Raw genomic sequence first — 22087 nt, 5'->3', positions numbered from 1 at the left:
TCCATTTTCATCAATAGTTATTTTGGGTGGGTACCAATGCCCAGTGATAGAGTTTCATTTCTTCTCTGGAGGATTTCCCCAGCAAAGCCACTTCTACCCTGATCTTAAAGGTGCGCACTTCATCTCCTTCGATGTTTACTACTCCGACCAAGCCTCCGAGACCGTCCCATTTGGTTCCTGAAACGGTATTGGTACTTCTGTCATAATTCCATGGTGAAGAAGGTTCCACGTTAAGTTCAGAAGCCACCAGTTGGTCATCGATGTAGACATTTAAGAAGGGATGGTTCTTAGACTGAACTCCCATGTATAGGTTATACTCTCCCGGGGGAACTTCCACCACCGAAGCGGTGGTCGTACCGTCTTCATTTTTGTCCAGTTTTACCGGGGTATAATCCACCGCCAGTGGTTGTCCGGGAATATTATCACCAAACAACCGGAGGATGGTGTAAGTACCTGACACATTCAAGCTGGGGAAACTATAATTGTCTGTTCCCTGCGCCCTGATCTCGGTGGCATTATGAAAGGTAAAAAGCTCGTCACGCTGCGCGTCCGGCACAAATTCATAATAGTAAAACAATTGCTTAATTGCCGATATGTGTACATTGTTCGGAATTTTCAGAAAGTTCACGTCATAGACACGACCATTGCTCATCCGTTTGTATTGTGTATTGACCCCCTGTACGGACGTTTTCCACCGGGCGCCAAATGCTGAAATCAAATCTTCTTCCGCCCCATAATCCTCAACGATCTCATCATAGAAAACCGCATCCATAATCCAATTCCATGCCGTCAAGGAATCCTCTCTTGTAAAAGGCTTGCCAAATTGGTCATATAGCCCCTGAAGGTTCTGAAAGCAATTGTCCACCACCTGATTACTGGGCAGAAACATGGTTACCTGGGAAAATTCTGACCGAAAGTCAACTTCCTCGAAAATTGGGTTTTCAATCACAAAGGCTGAATCGTAGATCGTATTTCCTGATTTATCAACCCCAACCGGAACACTGTTTTGGGCATCAAAAACCGTATCATTGGCTGCAAAAACGGAATCCCTGATCATAGAGTAATCGTCTGACAGCTTAAACACGTAATCGTAAATGCTCTCATCCGGCATCATCAGTTCACTAATTTCATGCACCACTCCATTTTGACAAAATTGATTGCCATTCGTAATGGTCGCATCGGCCACCATGATGCTATTTTCCACCTTACGGGTCACCGGAATGTATTTCCCATTTAGGGACCTTAACCTTAGCCCATCCCGTAATTTGCTCATATCATAGGTCAGGTTATTGATATGGTATCGAAGTACAAATTCGGCCTCCAAGTCCATTTGGGCGAGGGCATCCATTGCTTCATTATTGACTGCCCAAACCGATAAATACTGATCTCTGGTCAATTCCTCTGCAATTCCATTCACTTCCAATGCCTCCACAAACTTGGCATAGTCAGGATTCGATTTCAGGTAATCCAACAGGTTAAGTTCTGAAACCACTTCCGTACTTTCATCTGCTCCTTCCAAGCCATAATGCTCATCCCACGTTTCTTCACACCCCATACAGAGCAGGAACATCAGGCCTAATAGATATTTTAAATTTTTCATGCGCTTCATTTTTAGTCAACAGGTTTAAATCTGATGTGATCTAGTGTAAGTAACTCACCGTCAATCGCCACGATCCTAAGGGTATGGCTGCCGGTTTCATCAAAGGTGAATGAACTGGTCATCCTCCTCTCCAATGCCCTGTCATAGCGTCGATTGGACACGGGCCACTGGCTGCCCAGTCGCTTTCCGTCCATCGAACACTGCAGGTAACCTGTGTTTTCTCTTTCGGTATAGCTGAGGTAAGTCATGGTGATTTCATAACTTCCCTTGATCAGCACGGGCGTCTCCATCTCTATCCATCCGGACTGCCCCAAGTCCAACCGGAGGTGATCGTGATTTACCGCATCGGCATACCAGATACCATCAGCTCCACGGTTATTCCGGTAGGCCACTGCATTTGTTCGGTATTCGGGTGTGGATTTCCACGTATAACAGGTCAATTCCTCTTGGGTAAAGGTCCTGGTATAGGTAGAATTTAAACTGCTGTTTTGGTATTGATCACAAAGGGCCTGCAGGTCAGCATAATCCGTCAAGTCCCAAATGACCGTCACTCGTTCTGGGGTGAATAGCGGCATCCAGTGATCCACCTCATGCATGACCCCGTTTTTACAATTGATGTTTTCTTCTATAAACTCCACTCCCTTATGGGCTGCGGTATCATAGTTCATCACCAGACTTCCAGAGCGATCGGCGATGTTGATCAACTCATTGGTAGCCAAGGTGTTGATGTTCATAGAGGTCTCCCCTTCGGGAAACTTACCCAAATCTGCAAAAGACCTGACTTGCGACAGCAGGTGATAATCCACGTACTTTCTCAAGCCACTTTCTTCGGAAGTATAATCATTGTCTTCCACCTCCAATTTTGCAATAAGATCCGCCAAGCTCGTGATGCCGGCTTGGGAGAACACTTCATCGGAGACGGCAAAAGCTGTCATGCGAATCCTGTATTCCAAGGGATTGCCGCTAATGTCTGTTTCTTCTTCCACTATGGTATTGAGCATCTCCGCTCTTCCTGTGGCTTCCACCGCTTCCCGGAAAATGGAAAAACGCTCTTCACCCAATCGGTCCATTATTGTGGCCCTTACCGGCACCAATACATCTTCCAAACCATGGATGATGCCGTTTGTGGCTTCAATGTCCAATTCCACTATCCGGGATTCCCCATTTAAGTAAATGGCATTCAGTCCGCCTTCCCTAAACTCGATGGACAAATTATCGTCCGTCGCATTTCGGTCATTGATCACGCCATTTTCAAATTGGCTTTGGCCAATCTTTACCAGATTGATCGTGTGGTATTTTACCAGATAGGAAGCATCCTCTTTGGGAATGTCCGTAACGGAGGACCAGCCATTGGCATCCAAGTAGCGCTCCACCCCCTCATTCGTCGGAGCAAAGACCGTGTAGGTGCTTTTTAGGTTCAGCGTATTGTACATGTCCGCATGTCGCATAAGCTCCACCCACATCGAAAATTTTTCCGGTTCGGATTCCAGCAACAATGAGATCGGCAGCTCTTCGTATGCGGTAAAAGTCGTTTCCTCGTAAGGGTCCGTACAGGAGGCCAGTGCCATGACCATCCCCAAAAGGTATATGATATAATTCTTTCTAATATCCATGGCGTGGTTAATTTAGGTTATCGTAATATGGGTTTTGCTCCAGCAGCCTGTTTGCGGCCAGCTCCTCAAGATGAATAGGCAGATAATGACTGTTCACGTCCAGTAATTTGGAGCGTATAATCGGTGCAGAACTTGCAGGAGCCGTCAGCAATACCTGTGTGATCAGGTAATCTTTGTACTCATAATCGTTCCTGCTCGCCACGCGAAGGATATCGTACCAGTTTTTACCTTCTCCGACAAACTCCCTTCCCCGCTCTTCCATGACCAATTCCAGCATTTCCAGCTCCGTGGAAGCAGCCGATACGGGTTCGGAAATTTGCGCTCTTTCACGGACCTGGTTGATAAGTGCTACTGCATCGCCATAGCTGCCGGCACCTTTCATCACCATGGCTTCTGCCTTCATCAAGTAAATGTCAGCGATGCGATAGATAATCCAGTTCTGATCACTGTACACCCTAGGAATCCCGGTTTCTGACTCAGCACCCAGGTATTTCCACACACTAAAGTCTCCTTCCAAGTAGCTTGATCCCTCTCCCCGGATATCTTCATCCGATTCAGCAAACAATGCCACGGTACGCTCGGTAACATTGTACCGTTGATTGGTACCAAACCAGGACATCAGGTTGTTGGTCTGTCCTTTGTCAAAGTCAAACTGGATTTCAAAAATCCCTTCATTGGTATTCCCTTCGCTGAAGATCCGGTACCAATTGTTATTGTTATTGACCATGCCTTCCAATAACCCCAGCTGGCCACTGTTGATCACAGCATCGCAGGCTTGAATTGCCTTATCGTACTCTTCTGTCCATAGGTAAACATCTGCCAAGGTGGCGTAGATGGACCACTTGGTAGCCCTTCCTTTGGCTTCCCAAACAGTCGGCGCCACTTCCTTGGCGTATTCCACCGCCCCTTCCAGGTCCATTTTGATCTGCTGAAAAACCTCATTGGACGGCGACTTGGCCATTTCAAAGGCGGTCTGATCATCCATATAAGGTTCGGTGATCAGCGGTACATCCCGGAAATTCCTCACCAGGTAGAAATAGGCCAGGCCTCTTAGGAAATAGGCTTCTGACAAATAAGATTGCATTACATTTTCATTGAAGGAAGGATCTCTCTCCACTACCTCGGGACCATATTTGATGACCATGTTGGCATAATTGATCACTTGGTAAAACTTATCCCACTTCACAAAGTCATTTCCGGGAAGGATATCCCATTGGTTGATTCTGAAGATATCTGCCAAGATGGCTCCACTGCCGGTGGTCAGGCCATTTCCTCGCATTTCTCCCCAAACCAACTGCTGCTCCATGGTTTCCCGAAGGCGCACATAGCCCGCTCCGAGCACCGCTTCTACTTCTTCTTTATTGGTCCAGTATTCGTCACTGACCTGATTGTTTTCGGGCTGGAGTTCCAGCCAATCGTTACATGAACTGATGGCCAATGTCAATACAGCCATTAAGCATATATATGTCTTTCTCATGATTCCTTCGGATTAAAAGTTCATATTTACCCCCAGTGCAAACCGCTTTGGACGAGGCGTAGACGCACCATCCACACTAAGCATGTAAATATTGCTGGAGAGGTTGACTTCTGGATCTTGGCCGGAATAATTGGTCCAAGTATGCAGGTCCTGTGCGGTAAAGAACACATCAAACCGATCGATCTTATTGGATGACAACCAAGCTTTCGGTAAAGAATACCTAAGAGAAACGGTCTTTAAGCGCACAAATGATCCATCTTCTACAAACCGATCCGAGCCGAGGTAATTGTATCCTTCATTATAGAGGGCCCTAGGGATGTCGGTATCGTCCCCTTGGTGCCTCCACCGCTGAAGAACCGCCGTGCTTTGGTTGGCTGTACCGTACATGTTTTCGGTATTGATGCGGGTTTGGTTCACGATCTTCTGTCCAAATCTTCCATGGAAGAAGGTCGTCAGCATAAAGTTTTTCCAACGGATATTAAACCCTGCACCTGCTGTAAACAGCGGCATGGCATTGCCCAGGTACACAATATCAAACTGGTCTATGACACCATCACCATTGACATCCTCATATTTGGCATCTCCGGGATACACACGCCGGTTTCCATTTTGCATGTACACCAATTCTCCATCGATGTCATACATCAAATTTCCATCATTATCACGGGCATAGGTCTCTTCCCCGTTCTGGTAAACGCCCTCATACCGGTAGCCGTAAAATGAACCGATCGGATTGCCTTCCACGATCTTATGGGCATACTCGCCATTATCGAATTCATAATTTTCGAATAGCATATTGTCGGGAAGCTCCTCTACCTTGTTTCGGTTACGGGCAATGTTAAAGTTGAAAGAAATCCCTAAATCCTCTCGCTTGATCGCGTCATAGTTAAAGATCATTTCCCAGCCCCTGTTGTACACTTCACCGGAATTGTAGTACCTCACCTCTGAAAAGCCCGTGGAAGAAGGCAACCGATAATCCTTCTGTAACAGGTCCGTGGTCCTTCTGTCATACACCTCTGCGGTCACATAAAGCCGCCCTTCCAAAAGGGAAAAGTCGATGCCGATATTGGACTGGGTGATGGTTTCCCATCGCAGGTTTTCCAACTGGATAGAGGAAGGTGAAATGGCCACCATATCCATATAGCCTGGCGTGATGGGGCTGAAGGTTCCGATGTAGGGGAAAGCACCTCCCGGAGGGTTTCCACTTTTCCCCCAGCTGGCCCGTAGCTTGCCGAGCTCAATACCGGCAAAATCCTTCATAAAGGGCTCATCTCCAAAGTGCCAAGCCAAGCCGATGGATGGAAAACCTGCCCAGCGGTTACTGGCACCCAAACTGGAATTGGCCTCCCAGCGGTAGCCCCCCGAAATGATGTACTTCCCATTAAAGGTGTAGTGGGCATTTGCAATGGTCGCAATCCTGCGTGTCATGGAATTATCCGACTCCATTTTGGAAACGGCGGCCCCATCGGTGGGATCGCTCAGGGATACGGAAGCATTTCCGCTCGTCTGGCTCACATAGCCAAAGTTTCGGCCTTCATTGGTCTGCACCAATCCACTCAGGATAATGTGGTTCTTATCATCGATGGTCTTATTATAAATCAACTTGTTTTCGGTATTGATATACAGCTGATCGGACAGCATGTCGGAGCTTCTGTTAAAATAAGGGTCCGTCCAGAGTACACCGGTAACGGATTGTGGCAAGAAGCTGGTGTTTTTATTGGTTCGTGTATCAAAACCAACCGTTCCTTGGTACTGCAAGTCAGGGTTAAATTGATACCGCAGCCGGAATATTACCCGCGCATTGTCCGCTTGGGTCTGGTTACTGGATTCCCGCACCAATGCCACGGGATTGTAGTATTTGTTATTGGCAAAACTTCCCTGAAAATTCTCCAATGGAGAAAAATACTCAGAAGTTCTGTTGCCATTGGCATCCAGCACATAGGGGCTCATATTGGGCATCTTTCGCATGGCCATGGACCGGGCAGAAGGGAATCTGCTTTCCGTCCAGTTCGCTTCCTTCAAACTCTGGGAATAGGACATATCCGCGCTGACACTCAACTTATTGGAAAAATTATAGGTAACACTGGCCATGGAATTAAACCGGTCCAAGGAAGTACCGATGGTGGTTCCCACATCCCGGAGATAGCCGACGGACACCCGGTAGATGGCCTTGTCTCCTCCTCCACTGAGGGAAAAGTTATTGTCCAGAAAATAACCCAGCTGCGTGACCTCATTCACCCAATTGGTGTTTTGGTTGTATTCATCGAAGTACACCCACTCCGGATCAAAATTGATCTCTGGCGTCTGGAACAATAAGTCCGTATAGGCAGAACCCGACTGATAGCCCACGTCATTGATCGAGTTCCAAATCCCATCCTGCATCAAGCTGACATATTGAGAGCCATCCAACATGGGGATGGTATTTGGCTCTTTCTTGATTTCGGATTTGGTAGAGAAAGAGAACTTCGTTTTACCTTTTTTACCTTTTTTGGTTTTGAAGACCAGCACGCCATTGGCTCCTTGAGATCCCCAAATGGCTGTGGCCGCGGCATCTTTCAGCACCTCTATGGACTCGATGTCGTTGGGCGAGATGTTCACCAAAGCCCCGAAATCCTGGTCATTTGCCGTGGCAAAATTAAAGTCATCACCGAAGTTGGTAGGATAAGGAATCCCGTCCACGACAATCAAAGGATCGGAATTGGCATTGAGGGAAGATGTTCCGCGGATTCGAATGGTACTCCTTGACCCAGGGTCAGCACCGGAGATAATGTCCACATTGGCCATTCTTCCCTGAAGTCCCGATTCGATGGACGTCATGGGCACTTCCTCCAATTGCTCCACATCAAACCGCTGACTGGAAGACACCTGCTCACGTTGGCTGATGCCCAGTGAATTGGTCTGCACGCGCTCGGCCACTACTTCTGCTGAGCCGTATTCAAAGGCGTCTTCATCCAGCGTAGTATTGATGGTCGTTTGGTTGCCGATGGTCACCTTTTTGGTTTTGAAGCCAATATAGGAGAAGACCACCTTTAGGTTATTTCCCTGAGGAACGGCCAATCTGTAATTACCATTTTCATCAGAGATGGTTCCGTTTAAGTTCCGTTGCTGTTCATTCTCGATAAAGATGCTCGCGCCAATAAGCGGCTCTCCACCTGTATCGGTTATCTTTCCTGTCAAGACCGTCTGCGTCTGCTGCTCCTGTGCCCGTAAAGGCAATACCGTGAACAGCATTAGCAGGCAGCTAATGATATAAGTTGTTTTCATAAAACTGGTATTGAGGGTTTAATGTCCTGAATTGAGCACTTTATCGATCTGATAAACAGCGCCGTCCACATAGGTTTTAGGGAAAGTGCTGACCACATTGGCCGTCTCTCCTGTCGCAGACCTTAGCTGTAAGCCTGTACCATTGTCCAAAAGGGAAAGTTCACTGAAGCCATCACCATTTTCCTGAGCAGTGACCAGCTCTCCCTGAACGCCCATTCCTGGAAAAGCATAATCGCTGTAGCTATTGGTACCCGCCGGGACAAAATAATACCGGAGAAAATCCTCCAATTCACCTTCATCCTCGGGAATAAGTCCTTGTTCCTTGGCTTCCAAAATGGCTTCATTGGTCGGTGCGAACAGCATGTAATTGTCCCCAAACAAAAATTCAAATTCGTTATTGGGTTCTACCAGCCCCGCTTGGGACAGGAGTTTTGAAAACTCTGAAAATTCCTGAATTGTACTGGTCCCTGAACTGGCTGAGGCTATAATGTATTTAAAGCTTCCTTCTTCACGGATCAGTGAGCGATCGACTTCGTAGACCATACCGTTGTTCCATTCACCACTGACCGTCGTGGATGCTGCAAATTCCCCAAGGTTATAATTATTGGAAGATGCCACCCCCGCATCCGTGATGTACAGGTAACTGAAAGGATTTCTTGTTCGGTACACCTTGGTGCCAGAAATCTCCGTGATTTCCTCCGTTACAATGTGGTTTTGGACAAAGGCCCGCATCGCACCGGTACTCATCGGCACCCTGATGCCATCGGCATTTTCCACCTCTACTGCCTCGTCACCAAACTGCAAGGGATTACCTTCGTTCCAGAAAATCTCACTTCCCCCATAAATGGTGTTAAGGATGGTCTCATTGTCAGGCACAAACACGGTAAACCTCAGTGCATCTCCTAGAAATGCTTGAAGGCTACCAGAGTCATAGAGCATTTGTAAAAATATACTGTATTCCGGCTGTTGGAGCATTGGACCGACCACGCCGCGGAAAAGCGCCGGAACAATCACTTCGTTTAAGCCATAATAAACGCCATTTACCCCTATTCCTTTCGTCTCTACATCTTGTGCAGGATCAAACTGAATGGAGTTACCGAAGACACTTTGGATGTCTCCACGTTCGATTTCGGAAGGAAACACGATGCTTCCCTGGTAAACATGGTTACTCAGCAATAGCCTGATCGGCAAAAATGGAACCTCACCAAGTGTAGCGTAATGTTCGGCCCAATACTCGCTGAAAAAGGATTGCAATGCCGCATTATTGGGAGCAAAGACATTGAAGGCATTCCCAGAAAGGATAGCCAGGTTAGCATAATCCGCCAAGCCCGTACCGCCATTATAGGACCACTCAGAAGCAATTTCCGGCAAACCTGAATGGGTCTTTACGTACAAGGAATCACCTGCATCTGCATATGCCTTAGAGGTCTCATCATCATACCAAAAGCTGGTAAAACGGTCATAAACTTCAATGAAATCACTGTAATTCTCTTCTTGCTCCAACTCCGTATATACCGTCTCCAAAGGCTTGACCACCCGATCGACGATATACACATACCCGTTATCTGTCGGCAGAGCATATTCGTTTACTGTAGCATTGGAAATGTTAAAGCCACCTGAGCCGGTCCAAGTACTTTCTGGATAGAAATATTCGTAATTGGAAGCAGCATCGATGCTCTTGGAAGTAAAGATGTTGTAAGAAAAAACAGGCACAAATCGCTCTTTGTGAAAAATGGTCCGTTCTTTTCCCGCTACATGGTCCATTTCCACCGAAACGGTGTCCCGGCTTTTGGTTCGGTGCTTGTAAAACATGCCTGCCATGGCTGGCATTTCTACAGCTTGCCCCTGAGGCATATAGTTAGCAAATCGCTCTCGGGAAAATGAATAGTAGACCAGATGATAGCCTACTAACTTTTTGGCCTCGGCTGAGGTAAGGTTATCTACACTTCCGATCCCCTCTTCAGAAAAATACTCCACGAAGGCTTCATCTGGTGGGGCGATCACCGTGATGATCCCTTTTCCTTCTACCAGGCTCTTGAAACCAGCTTTCTCGACAGCTTCCAAGAAAATGGTAAAATCTCCCCTGCTCTCCAGCAATTCCCAAGCATTGCCTTTAAGCCACTCGGGGCGTTCATAATGTTCTTCCCAGCCTACTTCTCTACATCCAAACAGTAGAAAGCAAGCTGAAAAAAAGTAAGTAATCCTTTTGATCATCTTGACTTGGTTTAGGTTATTAAATTGGGTTGCTAATTTTTCCTGAGTCTTATAATAAAGTGTAAAAAAAACACGTTATTAGGTAAAACATCAGTTTAATAAAATTTACTTTCTACTATTAGTTCAGGGTCAAAATTATGTTCGTAAGATAAAAGCTTGCTCCACCTTAACTAGTCTGTACTGTACTGTTACGCCATCACAGCACGGGTAAGCTTGTATATTTCAAATATTTTTTTATATTATACTATGTACGATATTAACTCATATACATACTATTTTTGCAAAAAATAGCGTAAAACACTTCGTTAAATCGATTGCATTAAAAATAGCTGCAAATATTTACGCAAAGATTCTTATGAAAATATCAAGATAAAGCATTAAAATATGGAATCAAGTGTAATGACTGGTGATTGCCCGTTTGCTTAGTGGTGAAACAAGGTGTGTTAAAAATGTCCCAAAGGCACTAATTGGATGCTGTAATCTGCAATGAAAGAAATTTATAATTGCTTTGTGCCTTGGAACCTTAGTGGAGAATCATAATTCCGATAAACAGCAAAATTTATCGTCTTCCAGAAATTATGCTTGATCCCAAACATGCAAATTAGGCCCATTAGCATAGACTGAAGGTATTTTTAGGCTGGTGTTATGCAAAGGTTTTCACATGGTATTTTATGCCTTTAAACATAAACCAAGGCACTTTTTGGTCGTCAGCTTGTCCATTCATGCATGCTTGAAAATTGTATCAGAAGAGGCAGATATGTAAATTGGAAGCCATAATAAAACCAGAACAAAACTAGGCCCGGCCAAACCAACGTTTAAGGAAGACCCTATAAATCAAACAGATCTCATGAAAAAGCCCAATACCATAGAAAACAATCCCCTGAAGAGCATCGAGGACTGGGAAAAAGACCTTTTAAAGCGGTATCCAGATCCTGCAGACCACAACAAGTCTAAAGAAGCTTACCGCAACTATGAGGATGGGGATCGCCACGATACCGTTAAGGAATTTTATCGCTTAAATCACCAGTACCAATCCTACGACTTTGTACTTGAAAAAGAAAAGGAATTTCTGTCGTTCAACAAAAAAGAAATGGGTTTCTGGGAAGCTGTGGATTTTCTCAATACACTGGTGGATGATTCTGATCCGGACACCGATTTGGACCAATTGCAGCACCTGCTCCAAACCTCAGAAGCCATCCGGGCAGACGGCCATCCCGATTGGTTTGTGTTGACAGGATTCATCCATGATTTTGGCAAAGTCCTCTGTCTTTTCGGAGAACCCCAATGGGCAGTCGTAGGGGACACTTTTCCTGTGGGCTGCCAATTTTCGGATAAGATCGTCTTCCCTGAATTTTTTGACTTGAATCCTGATAGCCAAAACCCTGAACTCAACACCAAATACGGAATCTACTCACCAAATTGTGGACTGGATCAGGTGAAGATGTCATGGGGACATGATGAATATCTTTTTCAGATGGTAAAAGATTATTTACCAGAAGAGGCATTATACATGATCAGGTATCACTCATTTTATGCACAACATAAGGAAAATGCATATGACCACTTATTGAACGATCATGATAAAGCCATGTTTGAGTGGGTCAAAAAATTCAACCCTTACGATTTGTATTCGAAAGTCCCTACACCACCGGACGCCAAAGCCCTTCGCCCCTATTACGAAGACTTGGTAGCGAAGTACCTTCCTTCCGTGTTGAAATTTTAAGAGGGGGACTCCATCCCCCTCTAAATGCTGTGCTTGCCTCTCTTATTCCACATCCAAATCCCACTCTTCATTCATCTGGGTAATGGCATGGTAAGCCGTCATGTCAAACTGACAAGGCACCACTGAGGCGTAATTATTGGCGATCGCCCATTCGTCATTGTCCTCTCCTTTGTCGAAATTTACAAAGTTACCTGCCATCCAGAAGTATTTCCTGCCATTTGGGTCAAAACGCTCGTCAAATTCCTCTTGCCATTTGGCCCTGGCCTGACGGCAAAGCTTGATTCCCTTAATGGGCTCGTTGCGCTTTGGCGGAAAATTCACATTGAGGGCTACCCCTTTGGGCATCCCATGCTCAAGGACTTGCTTGGCGATCTTGTACACATAGTCCTCTACGTGAGAAAAGTCTGCCTTTGCACTGTAATCGCACAGGCTGAAGCCAATGGAGGGATATCCTTCTATCGCCCCCTCAATGGCTGCGGACATGGTGCCTGAATACAATACACTGATGGAGGTATTGCTCCCATGATTGATGCCGCTGACAATCAGGTCTGGCTTACGGTCATGAAAGACATAATGCTTGGCCAATTTCACACAATCCGCAGGAGTGCCGCTGGATTTGTAAGCCTCTACATCATCAAAAATCTCCTCTTCATCCAACCGCAGTGTATTGCCAATGGTGATGGCATGGCCCATTCCAGACTGGGGACTGTCAGGAGCCACGACTACTACATCGCCAAGCTTTTTCATTACACTCACCAGGACCCTGATGCCCCGTGAGGTAATACCGTCGTCGTTCGAAACTAAAATGAGTGGTTTGGTCATTAAAATGTTGTTTTATGATTTATATCCTGAAATTTTCTTTGTGCTAAAAATATGATCCTAACATGCCTAATCGATACCAATACAGGCAGCATCAGGGAAACTATAGCCCGGCTTATGCATTAGGAATCGTGGTGAAAGCAGTATTAGGTCGTAACAGATCGGCTAATGCATATTCTGGGTTTAATACCCTTCCCACTGTTCAAATTTACGATAATGCCTCTAAAAACAAAGCATGATGGAACCCCTATCCATCATGCTTTTGATACTTAATGATTTCATAAACTTCCTTCCCTAATCCTTGCCTATTGGTCTTTTAATTGATTATAGTAGGCCGTAATGCGCAGTAAGTCACCTCGTCGGTCACAGTCAAGTCTGTTTTTCCGCATGTATAGTTTGACTTCATCTTCCCGGTCCTCCATATAGCCCAACAGGTCCTTCCGCTTTTGGCTGTATTCCACGATCTTGCCGTCGGTTAAAAAGAAATAATCGAATGCCAATTTATTGGTCGAACTCATGGGTGGGCCATACATGGGAGACATGTACATGCTGTACATTCCCATATTGCGGGTATCTGTGGTGATGTATTCCCTGCACAACAGCGTAATATCCTCTCCTTCGGTCAGCAATTCGAAAAAGATCGGCACCTCGTAATTGTTATTGTTCACATCAAAGGGAAGGCTGTAAAAAGAACGCATGCCGCCATAAAACTCATCGAATATTTCAAAGCGTGAAATCGATGAGCTGTTATAGGTGTGAACACCTTCACTTTGGAGCTGCACAATGTTTTTTTCCAAGTCATACTTTACTTTTCCCTTATAAACTTCACCATTAGCTAGGTACAAAGTACCATCGTGCCAAACTTGCGATGGAAAATTCTGTGCGCCAGCAATATGCACGCCCACAAACAGCAAAACGATAATTGGAAGGAGTCTTTTCATGGCAATTGGATTTGATTCTACTTTAAACTAACGAAAATATAGACGAATTAGTTAAACATCATGTCTCAAATAGTAGTAGAAAAGTTAAAATAAACCGTAAATGAGGCTGATCTCACACGATATTTCCGAATCAAGCAGTAAAGTGCTAGCATAACTTGTACTTCGTTCCATTAGCATCGCTTGATCTTTTTTTACCCCATAAAAAAAGCTACTGACCGGAAATTACCTTTCTGATCAGTAGCCTCGTGTTGTTGGCCTTTAGCCGCAACATCTCGTATTCAACAGGCCGTACGCTGCCCGAATTATTTCATCTTGTTGATTTCCTTTTTAAGGATTTGGTGGCCCATTTTGTCGCGCTTAGTAGTCAGGTAGCGCTCGTTATGGGCATTTGGAGAGATTTCCAAGGCGACCGTTTCCACTATTTCCAGACCATAGCCCAATAGGCCAGCCCGTTTGGTTGGGTTATTGGTCAGCAGTTTGATCTTGGACACGCCAAGGTCTCGTAAGATTTGGGCACCTACCCCATAATCCCTTTTGTCCATGGGGAAGCCCAGTGCTTGGTTTGCCTGGACGGTGTCCATTCCTTCTTCTTGGAGTTTGTAAGCTTTTAGTTTATTGATAAGCCCGATTCCACGGCCTTCTTGGTTCATGTAAAGCACCACGCCTTTTCCAGCTTGATTGACCATTTCCATGGCACTGTGCAGCTGAGGTCCACAGTCACACCTGCAAGAGCCGAAGATATCTCCGGTCACACAGGATGAGTGTACCCTTACCAGGATGGGCTCCCCTTCCTTCCACTCTCCTTTAACCAAGGCCATGTGGATTTCATCTGTATTGGTCTGACGGAATGCTATCAGGTCAAAATCTCCGAATTCCGTTGGCATTTCGACACCAATTTCCCTTTTGATCAGCGACTCATTTTTCAATCTATAAGCAATGAGATCTTTGATGCTCACCAATTTCAGATCGAAACGCTTGGCCACTTCTACCAAATCAGGAACACGCGCCATGGTACCATCATCATTCATGATCTCCACCAACACGCCAGCAGGATAAAGTCCTGCCAATCTCGCCAAGTCAATGGCCGCTTCGGTATGGCCCGTTCTTCTCAGTACTCCGCCTCTTTTGGCTTTTAATGGAAATATATGGCCCGGCTTGCCCAGCTCATCCGGATGAATATCGTCATCGATCAAGGCTTTGATGGTTTTGGCACGGTCGCTGGCCGAAATTCCAGTGGTACAACCATGGCCGATCAAGTCTACCGAAACGGTAAATGGCGTTTCGTAGGTAGCGGTGTTCCGTCCTACCATCAACTCCAGTCCCAACTCCTCACACCTATCTTCTATAATGGGCGCACAGATAAGCCCTCGCCCGTGGGTCGCCATAAAGTTGATAATCTCAGGCGTTACTTTCTCTGCAGCACAGACGAAATCTCCTTCGTTTTCGCGATCTTCATCATCTACCACAATGACCACTTCACCGTTTTTGATCGCTTCTATCGCTTCCTCAATGGAATCAAGTTTAATTTCTTCAGCCATAATTTTTTCTTCAATGCTCAATTCGAAGTGCAAAAATACACCCTTTATTCTCTAAAACCGAGAAACCCCTTATTTAGTTTGGTCTATCGTGATTTAACGGTTCCCAGCTGCTTATTGATATCACGTAAAGAGCCGGTCAGGGAAATCAAAACCATCTGAAAATCTGTCACTTCATCTTCTTTACCTTCCGTTTCTGCCGCCTTGATTTTTTCCATGGTTTCATCCACCATTTTTTCCAGCACCCTTCGCTTCAAGCGAAGTATTTCATTGAAAGTGGTCCTCGGCAAGTCATCCGATTCCCGGTTCGTATAGATCATGTGTTTTTGTTCCCAATTGTCAGACATTTCGTGCCGTTGGGAAATCATATTGATCACCTCCCCTTTCAGCTGACTGTCATCCAGCTTAATAAAATATTCTGCATCAGGAAGTATCCCTTTTTTAAGGGCCCGTTTGTATTCAACAAATAACTTCTGGTATATCGGCGTCTGAAAGGAGACATCTCCTGTTTCCTGAATCAAATACTCGCACACATGCAGATCATCCGACACCTTTTCAAACCCATAGGTTACCAAAAGCCTCATCATTTCCCTTTCCTGCTTGGCCAAAACATCGGAGGAAGACCATTTGGTTTTCTCTTCTGGGAGAAAATCCTCAAAGGGTGTATCCATTGCCGGGGGAGGCCCCTGTTGCTTGTCCTTGTAATAGGCATCCTTCTGCCCTTTCAGGAGGATTTTGTTCAGCTCTGCCAGTACAATGTCCTCGTCCATCTTGAGCAGCCTGGCAGATTCTTTTACATACACCGAACGGGTGATCGGATCGGGAATTTTGGCCACGCTCTGCACGACTTGTCGTACCGTATCTGCCCGCTTGATCGGATCATGTGCTGCTTCCTCGGCATACAGCTCGATCTTAAAGGCAATAAAATCCCGGGCATGGTCATGCAAGTAGGCTTGGAATGCCTCTGATCCTACTTTCCGGGAATAGCTGTCCGGGTCATCACCCTCAGGAAACACCACGGCTTTTACATTTAGCCCTCCTTCCAGCAACATGTCGATGCCGCGAAGGGATGCCTTGATACCTGCAGCATCACCATCATAGAGGACGGTTACGTTATCCGTAAACCGTTTGATCAGCTTGATTTGACTTTCGGTCAACGAGGTTCCCGATGAAGCGACCACGTTTTCGATGCCCGAAAGGTGCATGGAGATCACATCGGTATATCCTTCTACCAAATAGCAATTATCTTGGCTTCGAATGGCCTGCTTGGCTTGGTAAATCCCATAGAGCACATCACTTTTATGGTAGATGGCCGTCTCCGGCGAATTGATGTACTTGGGTTGCTTTTTGTCATTGGTGAGTATCCGGGCACCAAAAGCAATGGGCTTGCCTGCCAAATTATGGATGGTAAACACCACCCGGCCACGGAAGCGGTCATATTTCCGGGAAGGGTCTCCCTCCTTTTGAAGGATCAACCCGCCCTTTAGCAAAATATCATCTGAGTGGCCGGCCGTGTGGGCTGCTTGGTGCAGGTGATCCCAGCTGTCCATGGCATAGCCCAAATCGAACTTTTCTATGGTGGAAAGGTTGAAGCCTCTTTCCTTAAAATAGCTCAGCCCTACCGATTTTCCTTCATCGGACTCCAGTAGGTTTTTGGAAAAATGGTCCCTTGCAAATCCTTGGACAATATAAAGGCTTTCCCGCTCATTATAGGCTTGGACTTCTTCCGGTGTGGCAGCTTTTTCCTCTTCGATCTCAATGCCATATTTTTGGGCCAAGTGCTTGATCGCCTCATTGAACCCGATGCCCTCTATGTCCATCACAAATTTCAGGGCATCCCCCGCTGCACCGCAACCAAAACATTTATAGATCTGCTTGGCCGGCGAAACAGAGAAAGAAGGGGATTTTTCATTATGAAAAGGACAGCATGCCCACAGGTTTTGACCCTTTTTCTTTAATGAAACGTAGTCATTTACGACCTCCTCAATATCTACTCGCTCCTTTACTTTTTCTGTCGTTATATTACTTAATGCCATGACTCATGCTTAATTCATCTCAAAGATAGAAAAGTCCAAGGAAAGTTCCTTTTCTAGCACCGTTCTAAAAAGAAACTATTCCCTACCAAACGAGGTTGTAGGAGTAATGGAAGGTTCGAGGTAAGCTGAAGGTTTATTTATCCTGTGCCAATTGACCAAGGATTCGATTTCCCGATAAATGAACACAATAATTTTATTTCGCACCAATTAAGCACTAAATTGCGCAAAATTTACACGTTGTAATGATCATTAGTAAAGAAAAGGTACTCAAAGCCCTGTCCACCGTAGAAGATCCGGATCTCAAAAAAGACCTTGTCACCCTTGGCATGATTCAAGATATCGAGGTCGAAGACAAGAAATTGAGTTTTAAGGTAGTATTGACGACCCCAGCATGTCCGCTCAAAGAGCTCATCAGAGGGAACTGTGAAGAGGCGCTGATAAAGGAGTTTGGTGAGTCACTGGAAATGGACATTACCATGACCTCCAATGTCACCACGGTCAGAGACAATTCTCCGCTATTGCCCAACGTCAAAAACATCATTGCCATTGCTTCTGGCAAAGGTGGTGTCGGCAAATCCACCTGCTCGGCAAACCTCGCGGTTGCCTTGGCCAATACAGGTGCCAAAGTAGGATTGGTAGATGCTGACATCTCCGGTCCTTCTATCCCCGTTATGTTTAACGTAGAAGGCGAACAGCCGGCCGTCAAGCAGGAAAATGGCAAGAACATCATCGTTCCCATCGAGCAGTATGGGGTAAAGCTGATGTCCATCGGTTTCTTGACCCCAGCAGACAGTGCCGTGGTATGGAGAGGCCCCATGGCCAGTTCGGCACTAAAGCAGTTTATTGGCGATGTGGAATGGGGTGAATTGGATTATTTGTTGATCGATCTGCCTCCGGGAACCTCCGATATCCACCTTACCATGGTACAGACCGTACCGGTAACCGGTGCCATTATCGTGACCACCCCACAAAAGGTAGCCTTGGCAGACGCCACCAAAGGATTGTCCATGTTTAAGCAGCCCCAAATAAACGTTCCCGTTTTAGGTGTTGTGGAAAATATGGCTTATTTTACACCTGAAGAGTTACCGGAAAACAAGTATTACCTTTTCGGTAAAGAAGGCGGGCAGCGATTGGCGAGGAAGCATGAAGTACCCTTTTTGGGAGAAATCCCTATTGTACAGAGCATTAGGGAAAGTGGAGATACCGGCTATCCTGCCGTGCTGAAAGAAGGCATTACACAAAAGGCATTTTCTGATTTGGCCGAGGCCATGGCCAGACAAGTCGCCATCCGAAATGCAGAAAAAAGTAAAACCAAGGTAGTACAGGTAAATACCTAATAGAAAAAATGGAAACAGCACTCATTGGAAAAATAGAAAAAGCATTGGACACCATTCGTCCGTACCTAGAAGCAGATGGTGGCAATGTCAAAATAGTAGACCTTACGGATGAAATGGTTCTCCAATTAGAACTTACCGGAACGTGCAGCTCTTGTCCGATGTCCACCATGACCCTGAAGGCCGGTGTGGAAGAAGCGGTCAAAAAAGCCATTCCGGAAATTAACCGAGTAGAAGCCATCAATATTTCCGTTTCGGAGTAAAATTTAGACAGAAGCCGTTTTTAATGAAAAGGATAATACTGATTTTAAGGATAGGGTTGGTACTATCCTTTTTGTTATTTATAAATAGTGCAACACTTTTTGCCCAGCAGCTGCTGACGCCTTCCTTAAACACTTCCTCCCAAGTCCCCCTTGAAAAGTGCACTGCTCCCCTGATGGAGCAGAAACAAATGGAAGCTTTAGGGATTTTTGGCTCGAAGGAATATTTTGAGGCTTGGATGGAAGATAAAATCCAAGACCGCAAAAGTGCCAACCTGAGGACGACAATGGATGAAGTTCGGCTCATTCCTGTGGTCGTGCACGTGATCCATAATGGAGAACCACTTGGCCAAGGTGCCAACATCCCACTTGAGCAGATCGAAGCGCAGATCCGCATCCTTAACGAAGATTATAACCGCACCAATCCAGATGCAGCCAATACCCTGACAGCCTTCCAGCCTGTAGCCGCCAACGCCAACATCCAATTTGTTCTGGCCAAGCAGGATCCCAGAGGTTTGCCCACCAATGGAATAGTAAGGGTTCAGGGAAGCCAATCAGAATATGACCAATCCGATGCTCCACGGCTCAGCCAACTTTCCTATTGGAATTCTGAAGAGTATTTAAACATATGGGTCGCCCCATTGACTTCCATTAACTTAGGTTATGCTACTTTCCCTTTATCTGATTTGGACGGGCTTAACTTTCCTCCTACTGCCAAAGAAACCGACGGGGTAACCATTGATTATGAATATTTTGGTGAAGGAGGAAGCGCCATAAATGCCTCTCAGGGCCGAACCACCACTCATGAAATAGGCCATTTCCTTGGACTAAGACATATCTGGGGTGATGGCGGGTGTGATGTGGATGACTTCGTCAACGACACTCCTGACCAAAACGGACCCAATAGTAATTGCCAAACGGACCGGGCCACCTGTGGCAACTTGGACATGATCCAAAACTACATGGACTATACCCCGGACGCCTGCATGAACCTGTTCACCCAAGGACAGCTGGAAAGGATGAATGTGGTCCTCGCCAACAGCCCTCGAAGGGTTTCCCTGATCAATAACCGTGCAACCCAGGATCCCCAAATCTTTGCTCATGACCTTGCGATTGAAACCGTTATTGATCCTAAAGATTATATCTGCTCGACCACCATTACACCGCAAATAAGTGTTTATAACGCAGGGACCAATTCCCTTACAAGTGCTGAAGTGGCCATTCGCCTAAATGGCCAGGTATTGGAACAAAAGTCATTCAGCCTTGACCTTGACCAGGGAGATGCTGACACCCTTTCCTTTGCTTCCATACAGGTGGCTCCTTCAGGCAATAATTTTGTGGCAGAGATCGTATCCGTCAATGGCGGCGCGGATGAAAACAGCACTAATAATACCCGCGCTACCTCCCCCGTCATACAGCCCAATTTATCGTTACCTTACACCTATTCATCAGGGGATTTCAATTCCGTATGGACAGTGAAAAATGAAGATGAGGCACTTACGTGGGAAACCCAACCGTTAACCTTGGACGGCCAATCAGTCGAGGCACTTCGGTTGAATTTTTATAATTATGAAACTAGTGGTGCCACAGATTACCTGATTTCGCCGCAGATTAACCTTGCACAGTTCCCTGATGCACAGCTGGTTTTTGACATGGCTTATGCGCGGTACCCACAAACGGGATTGGATGACCAGTTGATCATCGGCATATCCACAGATTGTGGTAACACCTTTGATTTTATCAATCCTCCTTATCAGAAGTCCCAAGAGCGTCTTGAAACAGCCACAGCCTCCACGGCAGAATTTATTCCCTCCTCACAGCGTAACTTCCGAACGGAAGTAGTGGACCTTAGCCCTTATGCCGACGAAGGCAATATCAGGATAGCATTCATCACCATCAATGGATTTGGGAACAACCTATATTTAAAAGACATCCGCCTCAATCCAAACCAAGCGACCAATTACAGCTATACCTTGGACGAGCTGGCCAGTCCTTCACCTTTGCCAGATGGAAGCCAGGAAAACGATGTGATCCACCTGACCAATACGGGGCAATTGGCCATTAACACCTTATTGGTAGACCGTGTGCTAAACGGTTTTGCTCAATCCCTCTTGACACTGGAAGACATGGACATTGCTCCGGGCGAACAGGTAGCCCTCGAACTCCCCTCTTTGCTCAGGGATGAATTAAATGGAGTGGAATACCGTTTTCACTCCCCTAATTACGACCAGAATGCCAGCAATTTGCAGGAATTAGAACGCTACTTTTATCAAGACGCAGCCACGGTCGCTGTTCCTTGGCGACAATATTTTGATAACCTGCCCGAACTGGATCCTTGGGTCACCGTCAACCCCGAAAATGGGCAGACCGCTTGGGAAGTGGTCACAAAAGACGGGGGCCAAAACGACAACTTGGCGGTCCTTCAAACACAAACCAATGGCAACACCTATTGGCTGGGATCACCACTGATGGATTTGAGCAATACTAGCAGGGCCAGTATTTTCTTTGACCGGGCGGCAAGTGGAATTACCGGAAACACGCGGCTAAAAGTGATGCTGAGTTTGGACGGTGGCAATACCTTTGGGCAGCAAGTGGCCATCTATGAGGGGGAAACCCTGAACACCATCACTGGAGATAGTCCTGTTAATCCCAATACCCCCAATGAATTTGTAAAGGAATTTGTTGATCTCTCCGAATTTACTGGGGATGGCAGTGAAAAAGTAAGGATTGCATTTGTCTTGGAGAATGGCACGGAAAACACACAGCCCATTTACTTGGACAACATCGAATTGTTCCTTTCTGATAATCCAAACCCGGTTTACCCCTCGGATGGAGATGCCGTTTTATACCCTAATCCGGCCACCAGTATTTTCAACTTGGCCTTTAACCTCCCTCAGCGGGAAGATGTTCGTATCCAAATTGTCAGCACCAGTGGCCAAGTGGCGCATGATGTGGTTTACCCCGGCACCCTTAACCAAACCTATTCCTTCAGTTCGGAGCTATTTGCCAAGGGCATATTCATCATTAAAATCCAGAGTGAAACGCTTTCGCTCACCAAGCGACTGATTATTCGATAAAAGGTTAGTGGTGGATGATCGCTCTTGGGCGATCATCCATGCCTGGATCTACCCTACTTGGCCATACCCCCCTGATTGAAAGACTGTTTTTGCTCACCGTGGGAATTGGTCAAGATAAATGACGCCATTCCTACATTAAGAATTGAGTCTTGAGTATTTCGTGACCGAACTTTACGGGGTCAAGCCATATTTTT

Annotated in this window: 13 protein-coding genes; 4 read left to right on the top strand and 9 right to left on the bottom strand. The window is 46.0% G+C overall.

Annotation, left to right across the window (positions count from 1 at the left end):
* Nucleotides 1–10: 10 nt before the first annotated feature.
* From ECHVI_RS16520 to ECHVI_RS16500, 5 genes are read right to left on the bottom strand one after another with little or no spacing between them, the layout of a single operon-like run.
* Nucleotides 11–1600, bottom strand: a complete 1590-nt coding sequence (locus ECHVI_RS16520) for a fasciclin domain-containing protein (RefSeq protein WP_015267159.1) — start codon at nucleotides 1598–1600, stop codon at nucleotides 11–13.
* Nucleotides 1601–1611: 11 nt separating this feature from the next.
* The gene (locus ECHVI_RS16515; protein WP_015267158.1) at nucleotides 1612–3213 is read right to left on the bottom strand and encodes a fasciclin domain-containing protein; all 1602 of its coding nucleotides are present in this window, start codon (nucleotides 3211–3213) and stop codon (nucleotides 1612–1614) included.
* Between the two features lie 7 nt (nucleotides 3214–3220).
* Entirely contained in the window at nucleotides 3221–4690 is a 1470-nt protein-coding gene (locus ECHVI_RS16510; protein ID WP_015267157.1) for a RagB/SusD family nutrient uptake outer membrane protein, read from the bottom strand.
* 12 nt (nucleotides 4691–4702) lie between these two features.
* Nucleotides 4703–7954 carry a SusC/RagA family TonB-linked outer membrane protein gene (locus ECHVI_RS16505; protein ID WP_015267156.1) on the bottom strand — a complete coding sequence of 1084 codons (3252 nt, stop codon included), beginning with the start codon at nucleotides 7952–7954 and terminating at the stop codon, nucleotides 4703–4705.
* Between the two features lie 18 nt (nucleotides 7955–7972).
* Nucleotides 7973–10168 (bottom strand): fasciclin domain-containing protein, encoded by a 2196-nt coding sequence (locus ECHVI_RS16500; protein WP_015267155.1) that lies wholly within the window; start codon nucleotides 10166–10168, stop codon nucleotides 7973–7975.
* Between the two features lie 847 nt (nucleotides 10169–11015).
* Between ECHVI_RS16500 and ECHVI_RS16495 the strand changes: the two genes are divergently transcribed.
* Nucleotides 11016–11891, top strand: a complete 876-nt coding sequence (locus ECHVI_RS16495) for an inositol oxygenase family protein (protein WP_015267154.1) — start codon at nucleotides 11016–11018, stop codon at nucleotides 11889–11891.
* A 42-nt stretch (nucleotides 11892–11933) separates the two neighbouring features.
* On the opposite strand, the gene surE is transcribed toward ECHVI_RS16495, so the two are convergent.
* The 4 genes from surE to dnaG form a co-directional block, all read right to left on the bottom strand.
* Nucleotides 11934–12713: a 5'/3'-nucleotidase SurE gene (surE, locus tag ECHVI_RS16490; protein ID WP_015267153.1), complete on the bottom strand. Its 780-nt coding sequence runs from the start codon at nucleotides 12711–12713 to the stop codon at nucleotides 11934–11936.
* Between the two features lie 302 nt (nucleotides 12714–13015).
* A complete protein-coding gene (locus tag ECHVI_RS16485) occupies nucleotides 13016–13651 on the bottom strand; it encodes a hypothetical protein (RefSeq protein ID WP_015267151.1) in 636 nt (211 codons plus the stop codon).
* A gap of 302 nt (nucleotides 13652–13953) precedes the next feature.
* Nucleotides 13954–15189, bottom strand: a complete 1236-nt coding sequence (locus tag ECHVI_RS16480) for a bifunctional 3,4-dihydroxy-2-butanone-4-phosphate synthase/GTP cyclohydrolase II (RefSeq protein ID WP_041739938.1) — start codon at nucleotides 15187–15189, stop codon at nucleotides 13954–13956.
* An 83-nt stretch (nucleotides 15190–15272) separates the two neighbouring features.
* Nucleotides 15273–17222 carry a DNA primase gene (gene dnaG, locus ECHVI_RS16475; RefSeq protein ID WP_015267149.1) on the bottom strand — a complete coding sequence of 650 codons (1950 nt, stop codon included), beginning with the start codon at nucleotides 17220–17222 and terminating at the stop codon, nucleotides 15273–15275.
* A 242-nt stretch (nucleotides 17223–17464) separates the two neighbouring features.
* Here dnaG and ECHVI_RS16470 point away from each other — a divergent pair, with 242 nt between their 5' ends.
* From ECHVI_RS16470 to ECHVI_RS16460, 3 genes are read left to right on the top strand one after another with little or no spacing between them, the layout of a single operon-like run.
* The gene (locus tag ECHVI_RS16470; protein WP_015267148.1) at nucleotides 17465–18559 is read left to right on the top strand and encodes an Mrp/NBP35 family ATP-binding protein; all 1095 of its coding nucleotides are present in this window, start codon (nucleotides 17465–17467) and stop codon (nucleotides 18557–18559) included.
* A gap of 8 nt (nucleotides 18560–18567) precedes the next feature.
* Nucleotides 18568–18819, top strand: coding sequence for a NifU family protein (locus tag ECHVI_RS16465; protein WP_015267147.1), 252 nt, complete (start codon nucleotides 18568–18570; stop codon nucleotides 18817–18819).
* Between the two features lie 23 nt (nucleotides 18820–18842).
* Nucleotides 18843–21893 (top strand): T9SS-dependent choice-of-anchor J family protein, encoded by a 3051-nt coding sequence (locus tag ECHVI_RS16460; RefSeq protein WP_015267146.1) that lies wholly within the window; start codon nucleotides 18843–18845, stop codon nucleotides 21891–21893.
* Nucleotides 21894–22087 lie beyond the last annotated feature (194 nt).

The organism is Echinicola vietnamensis DSM 17526 (assembly GCF_000325705.1).
GTDB lineage: Bacteria > Bacteroidota > Bacteroidia > Cytophagales > Cyclobacteriaceae > Echinicola > Echinicola vietnamensis.
This window is presented reverse-complemented; position numbering and strand designations above follow the sequence as displayed.

Coding starts and splice junctions, on each gene's coding strand:
- ECHVI_RS16465 (WP_015267147.1), top strand. CDS start 18,568: ATGGAAACAGCACTCATTGGAAAAATAGAAAAAGCATTGGACACCATT.
- ECHVI_RS16510 (WP_015267157.1), bottom strand. CDS start 4,690: ATGAGAAAGACATATATATGCTTAATGGCTGTATTGACATTGGCCATC.
- ECHVI_RS16515 (WP_015267158.1), bottom strand. CDS start 3,213: ATGGATATTAGAAAGAATTATATCATATACCTTTTGGGGATGGTCATG.
- ECHVI_RS16495 (WP_015267154.1), top strand. CDS start 11,016: ATGAAAAAGCCCAATACCATAGAAAACAATCCCCTGAAGAGCATCGAG.
- ECHVI_RS16505 (WP_015267156.1), bottom strand. CDS start 7,954: ATGAAAACAACTTATATCATTAGCTGCCTGCTAATGCTGTTCACGGTA.
- ECHVI_RS16470 (WP_015267148.1), top strand. CDS start 17,465: ATGATCATTAGTAAAGAAAAGGTACTCAAAGCCCTGTCCACCGTAGAA.
- surE (WP_015267153.1), bottom strand. CDS start 12,713: ATGACCAAACCACTCATTTTAGTTTCGAACGACGACGGTATTACCTCA.
- ECHVI_RS16460 (WP_015267146.1), top strand. CDS start 18,843: ATGAAAAGGATAATACTGATTTTAAGGATAGGGTTGGTACTATCCTTT.
- ECHVI_RS16485 (WP_015267151.1), bottom strand. CDS start 13,651: ATGAAAAGACTCCTTCCAATTATCGTTTTGCTGTTTGTGGGCGTGCAT.
- ECHVI_RS16480 (WP_041739938.1), bottom strand. CDS start 15,189: ATGGCTGAAGAAATTAAACTTGATTCCATTGAGGAAGCGATAGAAGCG.
- ECHVI_RS16520 (WP_015267159.1), bottom strand. CDS start 1,600: ATGAAAAATTTAAAATATCTATTAGGCCTGATGTTCCTGCTCTGTATG.
- dnaG (WP_015267149.1), bottom strand. CDS start 17,222: ATGGCATTAAGTAATATAACGACAGAAAAAGTAAAGGAGCGAGTAGAT.
- ECHVI_RS16500 (WP_015267155.1), bottom strand. CDS start 10,168: ATGATCAAAAGGATTACTTACTTTTTTTCAGCTTGCTTTCTACTGTTT.